The following is a 19,530-nucleotide window of genomic DNA, read 5'->3' on the forward strand; positions in this document are numbered from 1 at the left end:
CGTTTGGAAAATTAGGAGCCTAACATTAGCCGCGGAATGCCATCCATGACTGCCCTTTTGGGACATGCTCACAATCGCGGGTTACCAAAATCGCGCAAGTTAGCGGACATGTTTCGCAACGCTACCTCCGGTGGGAAAGGCTTGCGCAGGAACACGTTGCCGCCGGACGAGGCGCGACCGGCGAAAAGCCGATGGCGTAGATAACCCGCAATCCCGGATCCTGCTTGAGCGTTCGGCGATCTGCCATCCATCGACGCTTCCCAGCAGTTGCACGTCGGTGATGAGAACATCGGCGGCGCTTCGCCCGCACGATGCCAGTGCCTCTCCGCCGGTCGAGGCGTGGATGACGTCGAGCCTCCACCACGAGCTCCCGGATCAGCGAGTCATACTCGACGAAGAGTATGCGCACCAGCCGCTCCTTTCGGTCTGAAATTCTGCAACGTCTTTCGAACGGTCCCGCCTGAGCGTCGTTCCCTCGAGCTGCCAAGAGTGGAAGACCAGACGACTCACATCGGATTCATAGGAGGGGTACCTGCCATTCTTCCTCGCCCGGAGGTCCGCGTGAAACTAGGTCGCTGAAATCCTATGAGCGAAGCCGCTCTTGTTCGCGCACGACGTCTTTCGCCTGTTTGTCGGATCTGAGGCCTAGGTAGACGGGCTGGCGCAGTTCACCCTTGGTGGTCCACTCTGCGAACTTTACCTCGGCTACCAAGAAAGGTCTCACCCAGGTCGTGACTGTCTCATCCTTCACTTTCGCAGGAAAAGGCGACTTCGCCACTTGCAGCCGGGTTAGCCTGGAGTGAAGCTCCGCCAACGTTTGGTGACTGAAGCCCGTTCCCACATGCCCGATGTACCGCCAGGACTCCTTCTCCCTGACAGCAAGAACTAAGGCACCGAAGAAAGGCCTGGTGCGCCTTGGCGCCGTGAAGCCGACGATGACGACCTCCTGGCGCTTCGCGGTCTTGATCTTGAGCCAGTCCGGAGTCCGGCTTCCGGACGCGTATGCACCGTCGATGCGCTTCGCCATGATGCCTTCGAGCCCATCGCGCTCGGCCTCAGCGAAGAACTTCCTGCCCTTCCCCTTGCGGTGGCGGCTAAAACCGATCAGCCCGTGGCGCGGCAGAATGGTTTTGAGCCGCTCCTTGCGTTCGAGGAGAGGCCGCTTCCGCAGATCTTCTCCATTCGCGAACATGAGATCGAAGGCGAAATACAGCAGCTTCGCTTCATGGCGGAGGGCATTCTGAAGCAACTGGAAATGAGATACTCCGTCTTTTCCGATCGCGACCAACTCGCCATCGATCACGGCGTCGCCCTTCACCATCTCGAGCGCTGCGGCCACCTCGGTATAGCTGCGGCTGATCAGCTTGCCGTTGCGGCTGTAGAGAGCGGCCCTGCCGTCCCTGATTTCGGCAATCATACGGAAGCCGTCGTATTTGTCTTCGAAGACCCAGGCGGGATCGTCGAACGGATCATCTGTCAAGGTCGCGAGCATCGGCTGCAGGCGTTTCGGCAAACTCGACGTGCGGCCCATTCAGTTCTCCAAAACGTCCACCGGACGAACGCTCCGAGAGCATTGTCGGAGTGTACTTCGATGAGCGGACTTTCGTTGGCTCGGGACCGCTTCGCAGATGAGCCAGTGGCGGACGCCACGCCGGGTCTTACATTCACCCTTTTTGTTTTTCTTTTGCGCTTCTTCCATCGGAGCTTTTAGATCGTTCTTCAAAGCGGTCAGCGCCCTTAGCTAGATCGTGTCCCGACTTGGTCTCGTTTTTCGCTTCTTCCTTAGCAGTCGCCTCGCGCAAGCCTTCAGCGGCCTGTTCCCCCGCTTTTGATGATTTTCGTCCGTGATCCATGTGAAGCACCTTTCCTGATCAACTACACGCTTCTCCAGGAAAACTCCGTGTCATCCCAGCTAAGTCGTAACAAACTTCAATTAGATCGCTTGGACAATTGTTCCAGTTCGGGCGAAGCTAGTGCGTCTACTGTGATGGGTTTCAGATTGCCGCAGGTCGGCCGCAAGGCACTGAGCGAGGCGCCCTTCGATGTGGCGTCATCCGCTCGAGGTCCAGACCGGCAGTGGTGAGGTTCTCGCCGAGGTCGCCCGCAGGGACCTCGAAGCCGGCATCAAGAAGGGACGCCAAGAGCTAGGATGGGATCAGATGGAACTGCCGGAACTTGGGCAGGCGGCGACGGACAAGGAGCGGTGCCGAACGAACGCGCCGGCGTGGGCGTCGCCTTCGACGCCGTGGCCTTCCACCAGGACTATGCGGTCAAGGGTCGCTTTGCTGAAGTGGTGCCTACGATGTTGTCCGAGCGCAATGTGCCCCGCTGGTCCGACCGGAGCGAATGCGCCTGCCGCGGCTGCGCCCTTCAGCGCTCCATATCGTGCCTGATCCGTCATTGTTGCTCCTTGGCTTCGCGCTGGAAACGGGCCGGCGGCGGGACCGTTCTTAGAGTCGGGCAGGTGGCGCGCCTACGTGGTTTTGGACGCCTTTGCCGCAGTGATGCATGGGTTGACCGGTCGGTTGGTCAGCTTTGAGCGTGCTGCCAGTGTGAGGTGATGTCGGCGCCTGTCTTATTGAGATGCACGTGCTGATCGACGTGATCGACCCATGAGAGCGGAATGAAGTGATGATGCTGACCGTCCGGCGAACTCTGCTTCGTCAGCTTGATCTTATCGGTTCCGTCCAGATGATCGACTTTTCCGACCATCTTTCTATCCGACGAAATCACGTCCATGTGTTCCTTGATCTTAGAAATGTCTGTCATCGGTATCTCTCAGTCAGCAATAATAATCGGTCGGTCCGGGAAACTTTTGATTGCTTCCCAACGCTCAGCATACGCCGATCAGGCCGCCCGCGAGAGCGAGCGCCGCTTCTGGCGTAGGTAGCGCGTGATCTCTGAAAGCGACATCGCGTTCAGGACCCGCTCGGCGGGGACACCACCCTTGCGGGCCATCAGGACGCCCCAGTGCATGTGGTCGAGCTCGGGAATCGAGTGCGCGTCCGGATTGATGCTCAGCATGCAGCCGAAGTCGAGGGCCGCCTGGTGCCAGCGCCAGTCCAGGTCGAGCCGCCATGGATGGGCATTGATTTCGACGACGACATCGTGCTTCGCGCAAGCACGCAGCACCTTCTCGACGTCGATTTCGTAGCCCGGCCGCCGCTGGAGCTGTCGCCCGGTCATGTGGCCGATGATGGTCGTGTGGGGATCGGAAATAGCCCCAAGCAGGCGCTGCGTCTGCGCTTTGCGATCCAACTTGAAGCGACCGTGGATGCTGGCCACCACGAAGTCGAAGCGCTCCAGCACGTCGTCGTCATAGTCGAGCGAGCCGTCGGCCAGAATGTCGGACTCGATGCCTTTCAGAATCCGGAAATCCTTGCCGAAGCGCTTGTTCAGCCGGTCGGCTTCCCGATGCTGCTGCGCGATCTCCTCGACGGAGAGACCGCCCGCATAGTGGGCAGACTTGGAATGGTCGGCGACGCCGAAATACTCGAAGCCTCGCTGGCGCGTCGCCTTCGCCATGGTCTCCAGGGTCTCGGTGCCGTCGGAGGCATCGGTGTGGCAGTGAAGGATGCCGCGCAGGTCCTGATCGGTGACGAGCATTGGAAGCTTGCCTTTCAGAGCCGTCTCGATCTCGCCGCGCCCTTCCCGGAGCTCAGGGTCGATGAAGGGCAGACCGAGGGCGCGGTAGATCTCCGCCTCCTCGCTGGCGATTAGGGTGCGCCCCTTGTGCAAGCCGTCGGGCTCCAATCGCATCCTCTTTTCCGCAGCCAAAGCTTGGAGTTGTTCGATATGAGTGGCGGAGCCTGTCGCGAAGAGGAGAGCAGCGCCGAAGTGCTTGCGGTCAGATACTCGGATTTGCAGCCCGTCGGCCGGTGGCGTCGATGTCTTGTCCGGCTTGGCCGCCTCCGCAACGATTACGAGGTCGCCGACGAGTTCGCAGCCTCGACGGAAATCACCGGCGAACGTCGCGCGCTTGAGTTCGGGCCGGGCATTCCGGATGGAATCACGCGCGTGCTCGAGCAAGGCGGCGGCACGGTGCAAGTGAAGGCGACCTTCTCCACTTTTGGCGATCGCTAGGTTCTGCAGGATCTTGGTCTGCAGCGCGGCGCCGAGTCCTTTTGCCTTCTTGATGCGGTCGTCCTTGGCAGCGGCTTCCAATTCCGCGAGCGAAGCGATGCCGAGATCCTTGTAGAGGCGCAGCACCTTCTCCGAACGAAGGCCGGGCACAGCGAGCATCTCGAGCACGCCCTCGGGAATCTCCTTCCGCAGCTTTTCGAGGCTGGGATGACTGCCCGTTATGTGAAGCTTGGTGATGATGTCGGTTATCGCGTCGCCGACCCCCGGGATCTCCGTAAGCCGGTCTTCGGCGATGAGCACGTCCAGAGGGACGGCAAGAGCCGCCAGGCTGTCGGCGGCCCGAGAGTAGGCTTTCGCCCGGTAGGGATTGCCGCCTCGCAAGGCGGTGCGCTGCGCGTACTCTCGCAGGAGACTTGCCACATCGCGCGCGTCGAGCGAAGGCATTCAGCCAGCCTCCCGGTCCGAGCTTCGCGGCGCCGCCGGAGTAAGGCGACCCCCGGGGCGGTCGCTTGACCGACGATCGAGAGAGCTCTCCAGCTTCCGGGCCGCGCGAAAATCCTCGAGGTGCTGCGTGTTCGGGCCGTAAGCCGCCTCCTTCTTGAGAAGGTTATAGATCCGGCCGACCACAAGCTGCAGGTGCTTCATCCGGCCCTTCGGCATCGCTCGCGCCTTGCAAAGAGCCCGGACTGCGTAGGCGCGGAAATAGTCGAAAGCGTCTGACATGATGTCAGTAAACGCCGGCTACCCCTCATGGTTCGATCAGCAGCCATGGGTCTCATTCTCCGGCGCCGGCGCCGCGGCGGGCTCGCGGCGTCGGCGTCACGGCCTGAGTGCTGCGTCAATCCGACCGGGAAAACTTGGAACCTCTGGGCGCAGCACATGTTGTGCCCGGCCAATACTGGAGGACGACATGAACAAGAAAGTTCTTCTGCTGCTGACGGTCGCTTCGCTTCTGACGGGTCCGTCGTTCGCGCAAAATCCGCCGGCGACCGACCGCCCGAACAACAACGCGGTCAACAGTTCCGGCCAGAACAATTCCGACAAACCGGTTTCGGGGGCCAACAGCTTCACCGAGGGCCAAGCCAAATCGAAGATCGAGCAGGCCGGTTACACCGACGTCACGGGCCTGAAGAAGGACGACAACGGCGTGTGGCGCGGCAAGGCCAGCAAGGGCGGCACATCGACAAACGTCAGCCTGGATTTTCAGGGCAACGTCAACGCGGCCAAGTAACACTGAGCGCAGTAGCGAACGCAGACAAGGATTCAAAATGACCGTTACGATTTCACGTCTCTACGACAACTATTCCGACGCACAGCGCGCGGTGACGAGCCTCGAAGCGGCAGGTCTGCCGCATTCGGAGGTGAGCATCGTCGCGAACAATTCGGACAACTGGTACAGCACAGACAAGAAAGTCGATCGCGACCGCGACGGTGTCGACGATCGTGCCGAAGGTGCTGCCACGGGGGCCGGCGTCGGCGCGGGTCTCGGCGGCGCAGCCGGTCTGCTCGCTGGCCTTGGACTGCTGGCCATTCCGGGCTTGGGTCCGGTGGTCGCGGCCGGATGGCTCGCCTCGACGGCGCTGGGCGCGGTCGCCGGCGGCGCCACGGGCGGAGTCGTCGGTGCGCTGACGCAAGCCGGCGTTTCCGAGGAAGAAGCACCTCTCTATGCCGAAGGCGTAAGGCGCGGCGGCACGATGGTTTCGGCCCGCGTTGCTGACGGCGACCGTGCGCGGTACGAAGCAATCCTCGACCAATCCGCCGTCAATCTGCGCGACCGCAGCGCGGCTTGGCAAAAGTCGGGGTGGAAGAGCTACGATCCCGCGGCGCAACCTTACGGCGCGGACGAGGTCCGCCGCGAGCGCCAACTCTACGGCACAGGCGTACGGTAAATCGGTTGGCAGCCCGCCTCCAAAGCGGGCCGCCTTTTTTTGCACGCGACAACGATCGAATACAGGAGCGGAAAATGAGCCGCGGAATGCCATCGATGACCGCCCTCTTGGGCATGCTCGCTCTCGCCGGTTACCAGAATCGGGACAAGCTGGCGGAGATGTTTCGCAACGCGACCACCGGGCAGCCGGCGGCAGGCAACAAGGATTCGCTAAGCGGCATGCTCGGCAACTTGGGCGGCCTCGTCGGCGGCGGTGGCGTGGGTTCGCTGCTCAACGGCGGGATCGGCGAACTTCTCGAGCACTTCAAACAGAACGGTCAGGGTGACGCCGCGCAGTCCTGGGTCGATCACGGGCCGAACCGGGAGGTCACGCCGCCCGAACTTAAGCAGGCGATCGGTCCGGATGTCCTGCAGAAGCTGGAACAGCAGACTGGAATGTCGCAGCAGGAGATACTCGACCGCTTGTCCCGCGAGCTGCCGACTGCCGTGGACAAATACACGCCCGATGGACGCGTTCCTTCTCCGTCGGCTGGTTAACACAACGCGCACTCGGAGGGAAAATGGGCATCATCTGGACGATCATCATCGGTTTCATCGCAGGAGTCATCGCGAAATTCATCATGCCCGGCGGCAACGAGCCGACTGGTTTCGTTCTGACCACGATCCTTGGAATCGTGGGAGCGTTCGTGGCGACCTATCTCGGTCAGGGGCTCGGCTGGTATCGGCCTGGCGAAGGAGCGGGGCTGGTCGGCGCCGTCATCGGCGCGATCATCGTACTGTTCGTCTATGGGCTGATGGCGGGCAGGAGCGGCCGGGCTATCTAGACCGACCAAGCAGCAGGAGCCGCGGCGGATCGAAGCGCAGCGGCTCTTCGAAACCAAATCAAAGGTCTTCTCGCAGTCCCTTGAAGAACGGATGCCGGACCTTTCCTTCGGCGGACTTGGCCCTGTACTCGACCTCGGCCAACAGCCTCGGCTCGACCCAGATGCCCTTGTGTGCGATCCGCTTCGCGTAGGGTTGGGTCTTCCGGATCAGCGGCTTCAGACGCTTCTGCAACTCGGCAGCCGAAACCTTGTCGAAGCCGTGATCGACCTTGCCTGCGTAGACGAGGTCGTCGCCCTTTCGCCGTCCGAGGTATATGCCGTCCCATTTCCCCTCGTCGAGCGCGAAGCCGGCGATCGTCAGGGTCTCCCGCTGCGCGCAGGTCTTCTTCACCCAGTTGTTGCCGCGGCCGCTGGCGTATGCGCTGTCGCGTACCTTCGAAACGATGCCCTCGAGCCCGATCTTGCAGGCATGTGCGAATATGTCGGCACCTTCAAGCTCGAAGCTTTCGCTGAACTGGATCTCGGTGCCGTCGATGATCTTCTTGAGTTCGGTCTTGCGCTGGAAGAGCGGCAGCTTCCGGAGGTCGCGGCCGTTCACGTACAGAGATCGAAGGCGACCAGTACGATGCTGGTCGACTTGCCTTTCAGTTCGTTCTGAAGGACCGAGAAGTCCGTCGTGCCGTCCGCGGCGGGGACCACGATTTCACCGTCCACGATCGCCGACCCCGCCTTGATGTGCCAGGCGTCGTCGGCGACCTTCTTGAAGCGGTTGGTCCAGTCGTGGCCGCGGCGGGTGAATACCCTCACGGCTTCGTTCGCCAGCTGGACCTGGACCCGGTAGCCATCGAACTTGATTTCGTGAATCCATCGCGCCCCGGACGGCACCTTCTCGATCGATGATGCCAAGGCCGGTTCTACGAAGCCGGGGAACGGCGCCTTCACGCCGACCGCCGCCGGTTTACGTCGCTGAAACGCCACGCAACGAACTCCAACGCAACTGGTGGACTCAAGCCGGGACGGCAGGATTCGTTTCAGGAACCCCCGAATCCTTGCAGCGTTGCATCGCCGTCAGTTCGAAAGAGGAGGAGCCAATGGCGGCAGCGAAGAAGACAGCGCGTGGACGCAAGCAGGACCGGGCGCGCGTCGCCAAGGGACAGGACTAGGAAGTCCGCTACGAAGCGAAGAAGACCGGCCGCTCGGCATCGGCCGTGAAGAAGGCTGTCAAGAAGGTCGGCAATAGCCGCAAGCGGGTCGAGAAGCGCTTGGGACGCTGAACCAGCGGCCAGTCTTCGCCGGTTTCTGCCAAACGTCGACACTCCGCCGGAAGACGAGCATACTTTTAGAGACCTTGTGTTGGCCGTCCTTATCGGTCAGCATGGGGAATATTTGTTGATCTTCTCGGTTTCACCCGGCCAATTTCAAGAGGGTGTCATGACAGTTCACGATCATTGGCAGATGGATGCCAGCGCTCCCGAATTGTATGAACGGTATCTCGTCCCCGCCATCACGTCGGTCTGGGCTGATGATCTACTCGATCGCATCGAGCCTGCGAAGGGCGAAAGCGTACTGGACGTGGCGTGCGGGACCGGTGTCGTGGCGCGACGGCTGGCCGAGCGCGGCCACGTCGGAAGGCTGGTCGGCATAGACCTCAACGGGGCTATGCTGGCCGTGGCCCGGGCGAAATCCAGCGACGTGGAGTGGACCGAGGGCAGCGCGCTGGATTTGCCCTTCTCAACGCGCAGCTTCGATCTCGTGCTCTGCCAACTCGGGCTGCAATTCTTCCCCGACCGACCGCAGGCTCTTAGAGAGATGGCCCGGGTCCTCAGACCAACAGGACGTCTCGGGCTGAGCGTTTACAGCGCAATCGAGCACACTCCGGCCGCGAACGCTTTCGTGCAGGCGCTGGATGGGTTTCTCGGGCCAGAGTCCTCGCGGACCAAACGTGCCGAGCATCTTACGTGCAACGCCGACGAGGTGGGCAATTGGGTGCGCCAGGCGGGCTTCGACCGTGTGGGTGTCGAGACCGTGACCAAGCAGATCGGCTTTCCATCGGCGCTCGACTACGTTCGCTTCCAGCTCACGGCGACCCCGATGGCCGCACTGTTGACGAGAGAGGACGACGCCGGACGTGAGCGCACGATCACGACTATCGCCGACGACGTGGCGGCCCGTCTGGATCGCTCGATGCTCGCGAACGGCAGGCTGACGTTTCCACAGGAGTCCTTCGTGGTTGTCGCATCGCTGCGCTGACCGTCCATTTCGTTCGTCCGGGTCTGCTCGTGGCAGCCGAGCCCTGACAGCGTGCTGAAATTGGAAACGTCGATCGCAGGAGCTTCCGTACATGAATGAGCGTTCGAAGGAATCCGAGACACCGATTCATGACCGAGCGTTGCTGCTGCACGGCGCGAAGCGCAACCAGCTGTTGACCTTGGACGAGGTCCGTCGATACGGTAGCGACAGCTTCTCCGATCCCGACTTCGTCCGGCTGTACGGCATGAAGCCGGCCGAGTGGTACGCGCGCGGAGTGCGTTTGCTCGGCCGGACCGCCGTCGAGTGCACCCGAGATGCCGTTGCCGACCGCATCGGGCAGGACGTCGCGGCCGTCGCGGCGTCGCTTCCGGCACCGGGCCGGTGGGTCGTCGTCGATCCTTTCGCAGGCTCTTGCAATACCTTGTACTGGATATTGCGGCACGTGCCGCGATCGCGCGGGATCGCCTTCGAGTTCGACCCTCAGGTCTTTCAGCTGACCAAGCAAAACCTCGCGGCCCTCGATCGGGCCATCGATCTGAAGTGCGGCGATTACAGCGTCATGCTGGGTCAACTCCATACCGCGCCCGATGAGGCCATGATCGTCTTCGTGGCGCCGCCTTGGGGCACTGCGCTGAATGAGATGGAAGGCCTCGATCTGCGCCGGACAGAACCTCCCATAACCAAGATCATCGCGGAGTTCGGCGACGCCTTTGCCGCTAGGCGGATCCTTTTCGCCGTTCAGGTGTACGAGAAGTTGGATAAGGAGTCTCTGGCCGAGCTTCAAGGAAAGCTCGATTGGTCCGACCTGAAGATCTACGATTTCAATGCTGCCGGCAGAAATCACGGCGTTCTTTTGGGCACGCGAGGATGGACGCCCTGAAGGATTTATCGCTATGCCCGGCAGGAAAACCGGGTGAATGCGGTCAGCCGCTGTACGCTTGGCTCGACCTCGCGCATGTAGATCTCGGCTCGCAGGAAGGCGATCTCGTCGTCCAGACCGCTCTCGTTGACATCTATGAACCAGGACTTGGGTCTGCCGTCGCTGCCGTCGTTCCAGCGATAGCCGCGCCGCTTCAGCGAGTCCTTGAGCTCGAACGCGGTCTGCTCCGCCCAGACCCGCAGCGTCGGCCTGCGGGCGGTCTCGAGCAGAAGCGCGAGCGCCGGCGCACCGGTCGTCGGCAGTACGAAGTCCAGGACTCCAGCAGTGCGTGGCAGTCATCGACGGCGCGGTGCGCCTGGTGGAAGAAGCCGGTCCCGTTCAGCAGATCGCCGAGTTGCGCGCCTGCGAAGCCGTGCTCACGCCAGTCGATTTCGGTCGCGCTGCAGCCCCAGGCCTTCTGCTCGAAGACCGGCCAATAGCGCTCCGCGAACTTCCGGTCGAAACCACTGTTATGCGCGATCGTGATGACCGCGTCGTCGACGAACGCGGAGACGGCAGCGTCGTCGATCCGCTGGCCGGCGACCATCTCGTCGGTGATGCCAGTAATCGCGGTTATCTCGGGTGGGATGGGGGCGGAAGGTTCGTTGAAGGCGGCGAACGTGTCCCTGACGCCGACAATCCTCCCCTCCGCCGTGTAGTCGAATTTAACCATGCCGAGCTCGATGAATCTCGTCCTTACGATGATCGAGGCCGGTCGTCTCTGTGTCGAGCAGGATGCCGGTCCTGGTTTCCTGCCCCGCTGGCCGGGACAACGGTATGCGCGGGACCAGGCGGCGCAGCACCCGATAGTCCGACGATCGGCTGAGTGCCTCGGCCAAGGCCGCGAGATCGGTCGTGTGTTGAAGCATCGATTCTCAAGGGATAGCGCTGTTCGCTTACCGGTGTGGCACAATACGGGCCCGCGAGGTATCCGAGATTCAAGCGATTCACGGCGTTTTCAGGAGCGTAGATGTTGTTCGGCCGGATTGCAGGCGCAGCAGCATCGGCTGAGCGGCTCGGCAGCGGGGCGGAGTTCGGACCGTCTCCCAGGGTTGGGAACACGGGCCGGCCCTCCTGCGTAGCGTCGTTGTTCACGACAGGCTGAGCGAGCAGCTCAATGGCGAGAAAACTGAAAACCTACGTCACGTCGCTGGGCTTCTACGACCAGGCGGTCGCGGCGCCATCGATGAAGGCGGCGCTGGAGGCCTGGGGCGCCAGCAGCAACCTCTTCCATCAAGGCGCCGCGCGTGAAACGGACGACCCCGACATCGTCGCCGTCACGATGGCGAAGCCGGGCGTGGTGCTGCGGCGTCCGGTCGGCTCGACCGGCGGTTTCACCGAGCACGCCGAGCTGCCGACCGACCTGGCGGAAGAGGAAGGCGCCAGACGTCCCAAGCGGCGTCAGGCCAAGCCTGCGAAGCGCCCGGCCAAGATCGACGACAAGGCCGCGCGCAAAGCCGCGCAGGATTTCGAGAAGGAGCAGCGCCGACAGGACGCCGAGCGACGCAAGGAGGAAGCCGCTCGCGAGAGGGACCGCGCCCGCCGCGACAAGGCTGTCGCCCAGGCGCAAGCCGATATCGAGAAGGCCAAGCGGGCGCACGACGCGAGAGTAGCTGATATCGAAGCCGAGCGGGCCACGCTCGACGAGCGCGCTCAGGCCGAGGACACGCGCTGGGAGCGGGAGCGCGAGAAGCTGCAGGCGGCTCTCCGTCGGGCGCGAGACTAGGACGCGCTGGAGCCGAGGCTCAGAACGGCTCGGCTCCGAGGCTGAGTCCGAAGGCCATGGCCGCCAACAATGACAGCAGCAGGCCGGCGCCGCAGAAGATCGCGACGATCTTCAGCTCCTCGGTATCGACTTCCGCGCGGGTCGCTTGTGAGAGCGCTCTGGCCAAGGTGACAAACATCGGTCTTCTCCGAAGAACGGGAGAGGACACCGTAGCTGGACGGGGCGTGGCGCCGTGTGAACTGGGTCTCACATGCTGCGCGATTTGAGCTCGCGGATGTGGCGCAGACGGCGAGCAACTGCAGTGAGCAGCGGTCGTTATCTCCCATGGAGAATGAGAGAGCCAAATTGCTGGCGCAGGCCGAACGGTGCCGGAGGCTTGTTGCCTCGATCACGGATCCGGACACGGTCGAGCGTCTCACTGATCTCGCCGAGGAATGCGAGAGGCGCGCGGCCGAGATCACCTCCCAAGGCGAAGAGGGCGATCGGTGAGGTTTTGCTCGAGGATCTATCGGGCCTCGCCAGAGCCCGAGAACAGCACCGTCGGAGGCGTCGCCCGCGGTGGGATCGACCTTCCGCCCGAGGCTCCGGCTCTGCTCTTGAGATCGTATCGCTGAGCCAGGTCGAGCAGCCGTCGCCTGGTGAACGGGTCCGCATTCTCGGCCAGATCGCGCGCCCGCTGCGCGAAGCTCCTGTAGAACTCTTCCACGACGCCACCCCCCGCAACTCACTGAAAGCCGAATTTCAACGCGGGGTGGCCGTCGCGTCAAGAGATCTGACGCTGTCGGATAGCTTCCTGCGATCCACTTGCGCTCTCCGCACGTCGGGAACTAAGCTACCTGAGGCAGGGGCAAATCCAATGGCGGTACTCTACCCGATCCGGAAGGCGTGCCCGGGGTGCGGCAAGCCGATGAAGGCTGTGCCCGACGAAGCTCGGGAGGGGCGACTGCGCTACGTCTGCACCAGCTGCGACGACGACCCGCTGCACGACCCGGCGGCCCTCAAATGGGCTGACAGTCCTCTTCGCCCGCCCGCGAAATGAGCGGCGTTGGAGTAACTTCGCGTTCGAACAAACCTGGCGCTTGCTGCCGATGTAGGTAACAATTTGGGACGAGCGTCTGTTTTGCCGTTGACCTGTCGCAACGATCCGACTTGTTCGTGTCGGAGGGGCCCTTAGGTAATCAACCGCAATTTCGCACGGGCGGATCCGGGAGCATGGTGATGTCATGCAGCGCCAGATCATCTATAGGTGTTCGCGCACCGGCATGAACGTGCAGCATCAGCTCGACGATGCAGCCCTGCAGCGCCCCGCCGAAAACATCCGCGTTTCGGTGCGGTGCCCGGCCTGCGCCTCGCTGCATTTCGTGAACGCCGTGACCGGCAAGCTGCTCGGCGATCGGAGCGGACCGCCGCCGCACGTGCGGCATTCGGCCTGAAGGCCGCATCCGGACCCGCTCAAGGTCGCCCGATCAGTACGCCCTGGCGCCGCGACCGGCGGAAGCGGTATCAGTGGCTTGAAAGAGGTCCGCGCGTTCGATCAAGTTCCCGCTGGAGCATTGCCCCGACCGCATCTGCGGCAAAATCTATGTAGGGTAGGTCGAAGCGCTGGTCGTCGCTCGGCTCACCATAACCCATGACGAAAGTGCCGATAGCTGCTTCCGCTCGACCATAAACGGGGCGCGAGCGCAACGATCTTATGCCGTGCGAAAGGCACGTCGCGATGAAGAGGTCGCTGAACCGGCTTTCCTTCTCCAAGTCGTGAACGGTGATGATTTGATTCCCCTGCATCGCGGCCGTGCAGCAGCCGATGTAAGGTGGTCCCATTGGGAGTTCCTTGATGGCCTGCTGAAACGTCGGCGGCAGATTGGGAAAGACGGATCGCTCCAACTTGGTATGATCGGCACTTGCAATGCAGACGCCCGCTCTGCATCCAGGCACCAATGCCTCCACTCGGCCGCACAAGGTGGCAATCTGCGAGTCGAGCGGATCAGTCATATCTGAAGAAGAATTCTTTGGCATCGGTCGATCCACTACCCCAGCTTATGCGGATAGGTCGGTCAGCGGTATGCTTTCTCCGCATGGACGCTCTCGTCATCAATCTAGGAACTCGCAAAGCCTTTCTTGGTTCAGGCGGCCTCGAAGTCGGGGTCAATAGCCAGCCGGTGGCCAGCCTAAGGTCCTAGCGTAAGTTGCAGCATCACGACGCAAGCGCGGGCGAGGAGGCAGGAAAGAGCTCCAAGGGTCCAATCCGGCCGAGAGCTCCGCGAGACCAAGCGTCGATGCATTCCAGCGTCTTTCTCACCAGCGGGCCTCTTCAATCGTCGTCGGCGGCCACGCCGTCGTCGGAGAAAATGAACGGCAGAGCGACGTAGTAGGTCACGTCAGTCATCTGGCTCACTCCAATGCGCGCGTGCCCCTGGAAGTCGTCCCCGGGCGTAACCTGTCGAGACCTTCTTCCTGAGTTTGTCCAGTTGGGCCTCGAGAAAACCGTTGGCCACGAGCAGCGCCTTCACCGCGTCCCGGGCGTCCCCGCCGCAGGCTGCGATCGCCTGATGGGCGGCGAGCTCGAGATCGCCCTCGGCGGGCGCGGCAGGTTCTGGTGCTGCGGGCATGGCTCATGTTCTTTATTTGTTCCGAGGGAGTCAATGCCTCTCCATCGGATTCGGCTGGCACCAGCCGGCCGAGCGAATGAATCTTCCTCGGTGACGAGGGGCCTGTCGGAACCGGCCCCGCTCGTTCGTCTTGAATCCAAGCCATCCCAACCGGAGTTCTGCGTACATGGCCCCCCGCGCCAACTGGAAAGGCTTCCTGAGACTGTCCCTGGTGACCTGTCCGGTCGCGCTCTACCCGGCCACCTCCGAGAGCGAGAAGATCTCGTTCAACCAGCTCAACCGGCAGACCGGACACCGCATCAAGTACCTGAAGGTCGACGCCGACACCGGCGACGAGGTGCCGAACGAGGACATCGTCAAGGGCTACGAGCTCGACAAGGGGCAATACATCGAGGTGACCAAAGAGGAGCTCGAGGAGATCGCGCTGGAATCGACGCGCACCATCGAGATCGACGAGTTCGTCGACAAGTCGGACATCGACCCGCGCTACCTGATCCGCCCGTACTACATCCGCCCCGACGGCAAGGTCGGCCACGACGCCTTCGCAGTGATCCGCGAGACCATCCGCGAGATGGACAAGGTCGCGATCGGCCGCGTCGTACTGACCAACCGCGAGCACATCATCGCGCTGGAGCCGATGGACAAGGGGCTCGTCGGCACCCTGCTGCGCTACCCCTACGAAGTGCGCTCGGAGCAGGAGTATTTCGACGAGATCCAGGACGTGAAGGTCACGAAAGACATGCTCGACCTCGCCAGGCACATCGTGAACCAGAAGGCGGGACGGTTCGAGCCCGAGAAGTTCGAGGACCATTACGAGACCGCGCTGATCGACCTCATCAATCAGAAGCGCGCCGGCAAGCCGATTACCCCGAAGTCCAAGCCGGCGGCGACCAATGTCGTCGACTTGATGGAGGCGCTGCGCCGGTCCGTCGGGAAGGAGGCCGCGCCGGCGAAGGCCGGCAAGCCCGCCAAGAAGGGGCGCAAGGCATCGGCTGGGCAGAAGGAAATGCTGATGCCGATCGAGGGCAAGAAGCCGAAGGAAGCGGCTGCGAAGAAACCATCGGCCAAGCCGCAGCGGAAGTCGGCGTAGAGCGCGTGCGGCGCCACGACGTCGGCACTGCTGTTCTCGAAGATCACTCGGGAAGCCCGGCAAGCCTAAGTCCCTCCAAGAACCGCTGGCCTTGCCAGTGGCCTCCGTAGGTGGCCCACTTGCCGATCGAAAAGGACGGCTCGATCTTTAGCAAGGCGGCAGCGGCGTTCCTCGCTTCCGTTTCGCGTCCTAGAAGGGCCAGGGCCGCTGCCAGGACACGATGCGCGGAGGTAAACCGGGGGTTCAACCCGAGCGCCTTCCTCGCCTGCGCCGCCGCTTCTTCGTCACGATCGGCCACAATGAGTGCACTCGCAAGCCCAGTCAGGGTGTCGTACAACATCGGATCGAGCGGATTGAGGCGGATCGCTCGCTCGAAACTGGTCACCGCCTCGTCGACGTCCTTCATGTATCGATACGTCCAGCCACGGTTGGTCCAAGCGCGGGCGGAATTGGGGTTGAGCGCAACCGCGCGATCAACGGCGTCCTTTGCGGCGTCATAGTCGTCCGAGAAGGCGGCGACGCCGCGCCCCCATTGTGCAAGCGAGTCGGGATCTGTGTCGTCGATCGTCAGGGCCAGTCTGCCCAAGCGGAATGCTTCTGCGTAGTCTGCCTTGACGTCCGACGACCACCCTTGGGCTACCTTTACGCCCAGCACCTCCGCCGCGAGCCGAGCGGCGGCCGTGTAGCGAGAGTCCATGTCAAGAGCGCGATAGCACAAGCTGAGGGCCTCCTCGAAGCCCTCCTTGGTCAGCGAGTAGTACCGAGGCAGCGCGCGCAGATACGTGTCGTACGCGTTCAGACTTTCAGGTCGTCGCTTCGCCGCTCCTTCGATTTCGGCCCGCTTGATGTTCGGCTCGATAACGGCAGCGACCTTTTCGGCGACCTGATCCTGCAGAGCGAATATGTCGCGCAAGTCGCCGTCGAGCTTGTCGGCCCAGACGTGCGCTCCGGTCGATGCATCGATGAGCTGCCCCGTGATGCGTACCCTGTCTCCCGCCTTTCGCAGACTGCCCTCAAGAACGTAGCGGACGCCAAGCTCGCGCCCGACCTGCTTGATGTCGACCGCTTTCCCCTTGTAGGTGAAGCTCGAGTTGCGGGCGATCACGAACAGCGATTTGAAGTGCGACAGCGCCGTAATGATCTCCTCGACGACGCCGTCGGCAAAGTAGTCCTGTTCGGGGTCGCCGGACATGTTTTGGAACGGTAAGACGGCAATCGATGGCCTGTCCGGAAGAGGGAGCGGCTTGCCGTTCATCCGAGACGGCTTGGACGGCCGATTCGAGCCATCCGCGGGCCGAACCGCATAGAGGCGGACTGGTCGGTCGATATTTTTCAAGTTTCGCTCGCCGGCGTCCTCGAACGCGAACGCTGTCTTGCCGCGGACCTGCCGAAACGCGTCGTCGGAAAGGTACACGCCTCCGGGTTCGCACTCGCTTTCGACCCGTGCGGCGATGTTGACGCCGTCGCCGAAGATGTCGTCGCCGTCCAGGATGATGTCGCCGACATTGATGCCGATGCGAAAGGTGATCGGGGCTGCGAGATGTCCGGCGCGCTTTGCCATCTCCTCCTGCACGGCCATCGCAGACGTGACGGCATCGACGACACTGGCAAATTCGACCAGCATGCCGTCACCTGTGGTCTTGACGATCCTGCCTCCATGTCTGGCGATAGCGGGATCAACAATCTCGCGACGGCATGCTTTCAGGGCCGCCAACGTGCCCATCTCGTCCGCTCCCATGAGCCGGCTGTAGCCGGCCACATCGGCCGCCAGAACCGCCGCCAACCTCCGCTCAACGCGCGCTTCGCTCAACTTACGCCCCTGCCGGCGATGTCACCCGGAAAGTAAAGCACACGGCAGTACACGTCGGCTAGGACTCCGAAGATGTCGTCGTCGCTAACTGACATGCGGCGGACACTCCGGGCAGGTATCGCCGATCGAATTCAGGACGTCGCGTATCTCCGCGACGGCGTCCGCCCGCGAGGCACCGGGCGGTGGTTCGCGGCGGGCCACATCGAAGGCGCGCTCGCGGGCATGGGGATCGGCGCGGTCCTGCATCCAACCGTGCTCCTCGCATTCGCGGATGACGCCGGCCTCCTGCAGCACGCCGATCGCCCAGCCCCGCAGCGTCCGGATTGCCGACCGTCTTTCCTTCGTCATCAGCATCGAGATCGCTCCTGCCGGACGAATCCTTCCGCCCACCTGATCGTTCCCGGCGGTTAGCACGGGTCAGGGATTCGCAATCGGCGGAGCTCCAGCTTGTCCACCTGTTCCTGTGGGGGCAAAGCGGACTTACTTTTCGTTGAATCACGCTGCCAAGGGGTGCGCAACTTCGAGCTTGTCCGCCTTAGCGCTCGCGTTCCCATTCTAATGTCCCCACGACTTTCTTGCCCGGATAGACGGCGCTGATTTGTTCGGCCGTTCTGAGGCTCAGCTTGTCCCCTTCGAGCTTGAAGAACCTGACTTGATCTTGACCCGTTAGAAGCTCGTTCCACGAAATGTCGACCTTGGTCGTAAACCTGTCGCTCTCTATTGTGAATTTTCCGGTGTAGGCAAGTAGACTCTTGAGCAGGGCTGCCGACTCCGCATCGTTGGCTGCCGGCTTGCGATTTGCCGCGGCAATGATGAACGCGACGTGCCCGTCCGGCGTAAAAACTGCCCGCCCCTTCGGATCGTGGCCCATCGGTTCGGTGAGCTCGCCACCGATAATCTGAATGGTCCAGGCTGTGAGTTTCCAGCTACCTGCGAGTTGCCCTGCTGCATCGTCCGCGAGAAGCAACGCGGGCTGCAGATAGCAATAGGCGGCAAAGGCCAAGGCAAGGAGACGCACCACGTTGTCCTCCTCAAAAGTAGATCGTGCTCAACTTTGGCAGATTAGCCGAAACCCACAAGACCCGCGATACCCTTCGGGCGAGATGTCCGATGCCCGAAACCGCCTTGTACAGCGCACGTTCTCGTTGATATGCTGATCGTCCAACGAGGAGTAGCGAACGATGTTCGATATTTCGCGCCGCGACCTCACACTTGGCGCAGCAGGTGCCTGCGCCGCGTTTGGACTCGATAAGCCGATCACCTTTGTCGACGCGGCTTACGCTCAACAGTCCGTCACTCAACCTTTCCGCAAATACAGGTCGGCGACATTGAGGTCTTCTCCCTGATCGATGGCATGCGGGAGGCGCCGCTGCGCGACAGTATGGTCAGGAATGTCAGCGCCGACCAAGTGAAGACCGTGTTGCGTGGTGCCGGTTTTCCCGAGAATCAGGCGCCCGTGCGGTTTATCGTCATGGCGCTCAAGCTGCGCGGTCAAGTGGTCCTGATCGACGCGGGTACGGGCGGTCATTCGATTTATGGCGAGGGGAACGGCCGGTTATTCGAGAGCATGGCGGCGGCGGGCCTTGACCCCAAGGCAGTCAAGACAATCCTCATCTCCCATCTCCACGGCGACCACATTTATGGCCTCATGAACAATGAGAGCGATGCGCAGGTCTTCCCGGATGCCGACATCGTAGTGCCCGCCGCGGAATTGAAATGGTGGACGCGCCCAGGGGTCGAGTCACTCGATCTCGGACCGACGCGCAAGGGCCTCGCGCGGCGCATTCAGGCTACCGTGGCGACTTGGAAAAACGTCAGGACATTCGAGGGAGAACCTGAACTCCTGCCTGGCGTGCACGCAATTGAGGTGCCCGGCCATAGCCCGGGAATGGTCGCGCATCTCGTCGCTTCCGGCGGCGAGCAGTTCCTGATCAGCGCCGACGTGGTCAATCTTGCGCCCCACATTGCAACACATCCCGAGTGGCAGCTCTCGATCGATCAGGATCCGCAAATGGCGGTGGAAACGCGAAGGAAGATCTTCGATCGCGCGGTCGCCGACAAGCTCACCATTTCGGGTACTCACTGGTTGATGCCGAACGTCGGCACGGTTGCCAAGGATGGCAACGGCTACTTATTCGCAGCCAAGGGGTGACATCCCCCGTGGCACTAAGCCATGACTATGCGACGACGACTGCAGCCGGTAGCGGGCGAACCGCTCGGCACGTCAGGATGCTTCTGGCCCTTGGCAAGAAGCAGCCAGCACTTTGAATAGCTGGATGAAGGATTCAACCGGCGTGGCTGTGCATGGTACCGTGCAGGCGTCTGGTCGAG

The 19,530-nt window shown here is 62.3% G+C and carries 22 protein-coding genes and 3 pseudogenes; 12 read left to right on the forward strand and 13 right to left on the reverse strand.

The window, feature by feature from the left end; genetic code table 11:
- Positions 1-583 precede the first annotated feature (583 nt).
- The 4 genes from ligD (L6637_RS32695) to L6637_RS32710 all read right to left on the reverse strand — a co-directional run bounded on the left by ligD (L6637_RS32695) (position 584) and on the right by L6637_RS32710 (position 4,527).
- The gene (gene ligD / locus L6637_RS32695; protein ID WP_237873125.1) at positions 584-1,531 is read right to left on the reverse strand and encodes a non-homologous end-joining DNA ligase; all 948 of its coding nucleotides are present in this window, start codon (positions 1,529-1,531) and stop codon (positions 584-586) included.
- A 133-nt stretch (positions 1,532-1,664) separates the two neighbouring features.
- On the reverse strand, positions 1,665-1,853 hold the full coding sequence (locus L6637_RS32700; protein WP_080677645.1) for a hypothetical protein: 189 nt from the start codon (positions 1,851-1,853) through the stop codon (positions 1,665-1,667).
- Between the two features lie 676 nt (positions 1,854-2,529).
- On the reverse strand, positions 2,530-2,769 hold the full coding sequence (locus tag L6637_RS32705) for a DUF2171 domain-containing protein (protein WP_011090751.1): 240 nt from the start codon (positions 2,767-2,769) through the stop codon (positions 2,530-2,532).
- Positions 2,770-2,847: 78 nt separating this feature from the next.
- Positions 2,848-4,527 carry a DNA polymerase/3'-5' exonuclease PolX gene (locus L6637_RS32710; protein WP_237873126.1) on the reverse strand — a complete coding sequence of 560 codons (1,680 nt, stop codon included), beginning with the start codon at positions 4,525-4,527 and terminating at the stop codon, positions 2,848-2,850.
- A gap of 466 nt (positions 4,528-4,993) precedes the next feature.
- Between L6637_RS32710 and L6637_RS32715 the strand changes: the two genes are divergently transcribed.
- From L6637_RS32715 to L6637_RS32730, 4 genes are all read left to right on the forward strand, one after another.
- Entirely contained in the window at positions 4,994-5,314 is a 321-nt protein-coding gene (locus L6637_RS32715) for a hypothetical protein (RefSeq protein WP_237873127.1), read from the forward strand.
- A 37-nt stretch (positions 5,315-5,351) separates the two neighbouring features.
- Positions 5,352-5,972, forward strand: a complete 621-nt coding sequence (locus L6637_RS32720; RefSeq protein WP_237864907.1) for a hypothetical protein — start codon at positions 5,352-5,354, stop codon at positions 5,970-5,972.
- Positions 5,973-6,046: 74 nt separating this feature from the next.
- The gene (locus L6637_RS32725; protein WP_237864908.1) at positions 6,047-6,508 is read left to right on the forward strand and encodes a YidB family protein; all 462 of its coding nucleotides are present in this window, start codon (positions 6,047-6,049) and stop codon (positions 6,506-6,508) included.
- A 23-nt stretch (positions 6,509-6,531) separates the two neighbouring features.
- Entirely contained in the window at positions 6,532-6,795 is a 264-nt protein-coding gene (locus L6637_RS32730; RefSeq protein WP_237873128.1) for a GlsB/YeaQ/YmgE family stress response membrane protein, read from the forward strand.
- 58 nt (positions 6,796-6,853) lie between these two features.
- On the opposite strand, the pseudogene ligD (L6637_RS32735) reads toward L6637_RS32730, so the two are convergent.
- Positions 6,854-7,773, reverse strand: a pseudogene (gene ligD / locus L6637_RS32735) (non-homologous end-joining DNA ligase).
- Positions 7,774-7,886: 113 nt separating this feature from the next.
- Between ligD (L6637_RS32735) and L6637_RS32740 the strand changes: the two are divergent.
- From L6637_RS32740 to L6637_RS32750, 3 genes and pseudogenes are all read left to right on the forward strand, one after another.
- Positions 7,887-8,069, forward strand: a pseudogene (locus L6637_RS32740) (DUF3606 domain-containing protein).
- Positions 8,070-8,145: 76 nt separating this feature from the next.
- A complete protein-coding gene (locus tag L6637_RS32745) occupies positions 8,146-9,045 on the forward strand; it encodes a methyltransferase domain-containing protein (RefSeq protein ID WP_237873129.1) in 900 nt (299 codons plus the stop codon).
- A 91-nt stretch (positions 9,046-9,136) separates the two neighbouring features.
- Positions 9,137-9,925: a hypothetical protein gene (locus L6637_RS32750; RefSeq protein ID WP_237864912.1), complete on the forward strand. Its 789-nt coding sequence runs from the start codon at positions 9,137-9,139 to the stop codon at positions 9,923-9,925.
- Positions 9,926-9,936: 11 nt separating this feature from the next.
- On the opposite strand, the pseudogene L6637_RS32755 reads toward L6637_RS32750, so the two are convergent.
- Positions 9,937-10,833, reverse strand: a pseudogene (locus L6637_RS32755) (3'-5' exonuclease).
- 248 nt (positions 10,834-11,081) lie between these two features.
- On the opposite strand from L6637_RS32755, the gene L6637_RS32760 reads away from it, so the two are divergent.
- Entirely contained in the window at positions 11,082-11,690 is a 609-nt protein-coding gene (locus L6637_RS32760) for a cell envelope biogenesis protein TolA (protein ID WP_237873130.1), read from the forward strand.
- A gap of 19 nt (positions 11,691-11,709) precedes the next feature.
- Here L6637_RS32760 and L6637_RS32765 read toward each other — a convergent pair whose 3' ends face one another.
- Positions 11,710-11,868 carry a hypothetical protein gene (locus L6637_RS32765; RefSeq protein WP_237864914.1) on the reverse strand — a complete coding sequence of 53 codons (159 nt, stop codon included), beginning with the start codon at positions 11,866-11,868 and terminating at the stop codon, positions 11,710-11,712.
- 327 nt (positions 11,869-12,195) lie between these two features.
- A complete protein-coding gene (locus L6637_RS42665) occupies positions 12,196-12,396 on the reverse strand; it encodes a hypothetical protein (protein ID WP_237873131.1) in 201 nt (66 codons plus the stop codon).
- A 517-nt stretch (positions 12,397-12,913) separates the two neighbouring features.
- Between L6637_RS42665 and L6637_RS32775 the strand changes: the two genes are divergently transcribed.
- Positions 12,914-13,123, forward strand: coding sequence for a hypothetical protein (locus tag L6637_RS32775; protein WP_237873132.1), 210 nt, complete (start codon positions 12,914-12,916; stop codon positions 13,121-13,123).
- 70 nt (positions 13,124-13,193) lie between these two features.
- Here the strand turns inward: L6637_RS32775 and L6637_RS32780 are convergent, their stop codons facing one another.
- Entirely contained in the window at positions 13,194-13,706 is a 513-nt protein-coding gene (locus L6637_RS32780) for a GAF domain-containing protein (RefSeq protein WP_237873134.1), read from the reverse strand.
- A 362-nt stretch (positions 13,707-14,068) separates the two neighbouring features.
- Entirely contained in the window at positions 14,069-14,299 is a 231-nt protein-coding gene (locus L6637_RS32785; protein WP_237867329.1) for a hypothetical protein, read from the reverse strand.
- A gap of 166 nt (positions 14,300-14,465) precedes the next feature.
- On the opposite strand from L6637_RS32785, the gene ku reads away from it, so the two are divergent.
- Positions 14,466-15,389, forward strand: a complete 924-nt coding sequence (gene ku / locus L6637_RS32790) for a non-homologous end joining protein Ku (protein WP_237873135.1) — start codon at positions 14,466-14,468, stop codon at positions 15,387-15,389.
- A gap of 43 nt (positions 15,390-15,432) precedes the next feature.
- Here ku and L6637_RS32795 read toward each other — a convergent pair whose 3' ends face one another.
- From L6637_RS32795 to L6637_RS32805, 3 genes are all read right to left on the reverse strand, one after another.
- Positions 15,433-17,199 (reverse strand): adenylate/guanylate cyclase domain-containing protein, encoded by a 1,767-nt coding sequence (locus L6637_RS32795; RefSeq protein WP_237873136.1) that lies wholly within the window; start codon positions 17,197-17,199, stop codon positions 15,433-15,435.
- A gap of 84 nt (positions 17,200-17,283) precedes the next feature.
- On the reverse strand, positions 17,284-17,553 hold the full coding sequence (locus tag L6637_RS32800; RefSeq protein ID WP_237867333.1) for a hypothetical protein: 270 nt from the start codon (positions 17,551-17,553) through the stop codon (positions 17,284-17,286).
- 181 nt (positions 17,554-17,734) lie between these two features.
- Complete coding sequence (locus L6637_RS32805) at positions 17,735-18,220, reverse strand: lipocalin-like domain-containing protein (RefSeq protein WP_128962341.1); 486 nt, start codon at positions 18,218-18,220, stop codon at positions 17,735-17,737.
- Between the two features lie 160 nt (positions 18,221-18,380).
- Here L6637_RS32805 and L6637_RS32810 point away from each other — a divergent pair, with 160 nt between their 5' ends.
- Together L6637_RS32810 and L6637_RS32815 are read left to right on the forward strand one after the other, a co-directional pair.
- On the forward strand, positions 18,381-18,545 hold the full coding sequence (locus L6637_RS32810) for a hypothetical protein (RefSeq protein WP_237873137.1): 165 nt from the start codon (positions 18,381-18,383) through the stop codon (positions 18,543-18,545).
- 8 nt (positions 18,546-18,553) lie between these two features.
- Positions 18,554-19,351, forward strand: coding sequence for an MBL fold metallo-hydrolase (locus L6637_RS32815; RefSeq protein ID WP_237873138.1), 798 nt, complete (start codon positions 18,554-18,556; stop codon positions 19,349-19,351).
- The last annotated feature ends 179 nt before the right edge of the window (positions 19,352-19,530 follow it).

Source organism: Bradyrhizobium zhengyangense (assembly GCF_022012435.1).
GTDB lineage: Bacteria > Pseudomonadota > Alphaproteobacteria > Rhizobiales > Xanthobacteraceae > Bradyrhizobium > Bradyrhizobium zhengyangense.

Excerpts from the sequence above, each read along its gene's own strand:
- L6637_RS32775 (WP_237873132.1), top strand. The coding sequence starts at position 12,914 with ATGCAGCGCCAGATCATCTATAGGTGTTCGCGCACCGGCATGAACGTG.
- L6637_RS32800 (WP_237867333.1), bottom strand. The coding sequence starts at position 17,553 with ATGCTGATGACGAAGGAAAGACGGTCGGCAATCCGGACGCTGCGGGGC.
- L6637_RS32815 (WP_237873138.1), top strand. The coding sequence starts at position 18,554 with ATGCGGGAGGCGCCGCTGCGCGACAGTATGGTCAGGAATGTCAGCGCC.
- L6637_RS32715 (WP_237873127.1), top strand. The coding sequence starts at position 4,994 with ATGAACAAGAAAGTTCTTCTGCTGCTGACGGTCGCTTCGCTTCTGACG.
- L6637_RS32705 (WP_011090751.1), bottom strand. The coding sequence starts at position 2,769 with ATGACAGACATTTCTAAGATCAAGGAACACATGGACGTGATTTCGTCG.
- ligD (WP_237873125.1), bottom strand. The coding sequence starts at position 1,531 with ATGGGCCGCACGTCGAGTTTGCCGAAACGCCTGCAGCCGATGCTCGCG.
- L6637_RS32765 (WP_237864914.1), bottom strand. The coding sequence starts at position 11,868 with ATGTTTGTCACCTTGGCCAGAGCGCTCTCACAAGCGACCCGCGCGGAA.
- L6637_RS32810 (WP_237873137.1), top strand. The coding sequence starts at position 18,381 with ATGTTCGATATTTCGCGCCGCGACCTCACACTTGGCGCAGCAGGTGCC.
- L6637_RS32760 (WP_237873130.1), top strand. The coding sequence starts at position 11,082 with ATGGCGAGAAAACTGAAAACCTACGTCACGTCGCTGGGCTTCTACGAC.
- ku (WP_237873135.1), top strand. The coding sequence starts at position 14,466 with ATGGCCCCCCGCGCCAACTGGAAAGGCTTCCTGAGACTGTCCCTGGTG.
- L6637_RS32785 (WP_237867329.1), bottom strand. The coding sequence starts at position 14,299 with ATGCCCGCAGCACCAGAACCTGCCGCGCCCGCCGAGGGCGATCTCGAG.
- L6637_RS32725 (WP_237864908.1), top strand. The coding sequence starts at position 6,047 with ATGAGCCGCGGAATGCCATCGATGACCGCCCTCTTGGGCATGCTCGCT.
- L6637_RS32700 (WP_080677645.1), bottom strand. The coding sequence starts at position 1,853 with ATGGATCACGGACGAAAATCATCAAAAGCGGGGGAACAGGCCGCTGAA.
- L6637_RS32720 (WP_237864907.1), top strand. The coding sequence starts at position 5,352 with ATGACCGTTACGATTTCACGTCTCTACGACAACTATTCCGACGCACAG.
- L6637_RS32730 (WP_237873128.1), top strand. The coding sequence starts at position 6,532 with ATGGGCATCATCTGGACGATCATCATCGGTTTCATCGCAGGAGTCATC.
- L6637_RS32750 (WP_237864912.1), top strand. The coding sequence starts at position 9,137 with ATGAATGAGCGTTCGAAGGAATCCGAGACACCGATTCATGACCGAGCG.
- L6637_RS32780 (WP_237873134.1), bottom strand. The coding sequence starts at position 13,706 with ATGCCAAAGAATTCTTCTTCAGATATGACTGATCCGCTCGACTCGCAG.
- L6637_RS32710 (WP_237873126.1), bottom strand. The coding sequence starts at position 4,527 with ATGCCTTCGCTCGACGCGCGCGATGTGGCAAGTCTCCTGCGAGAGTAC.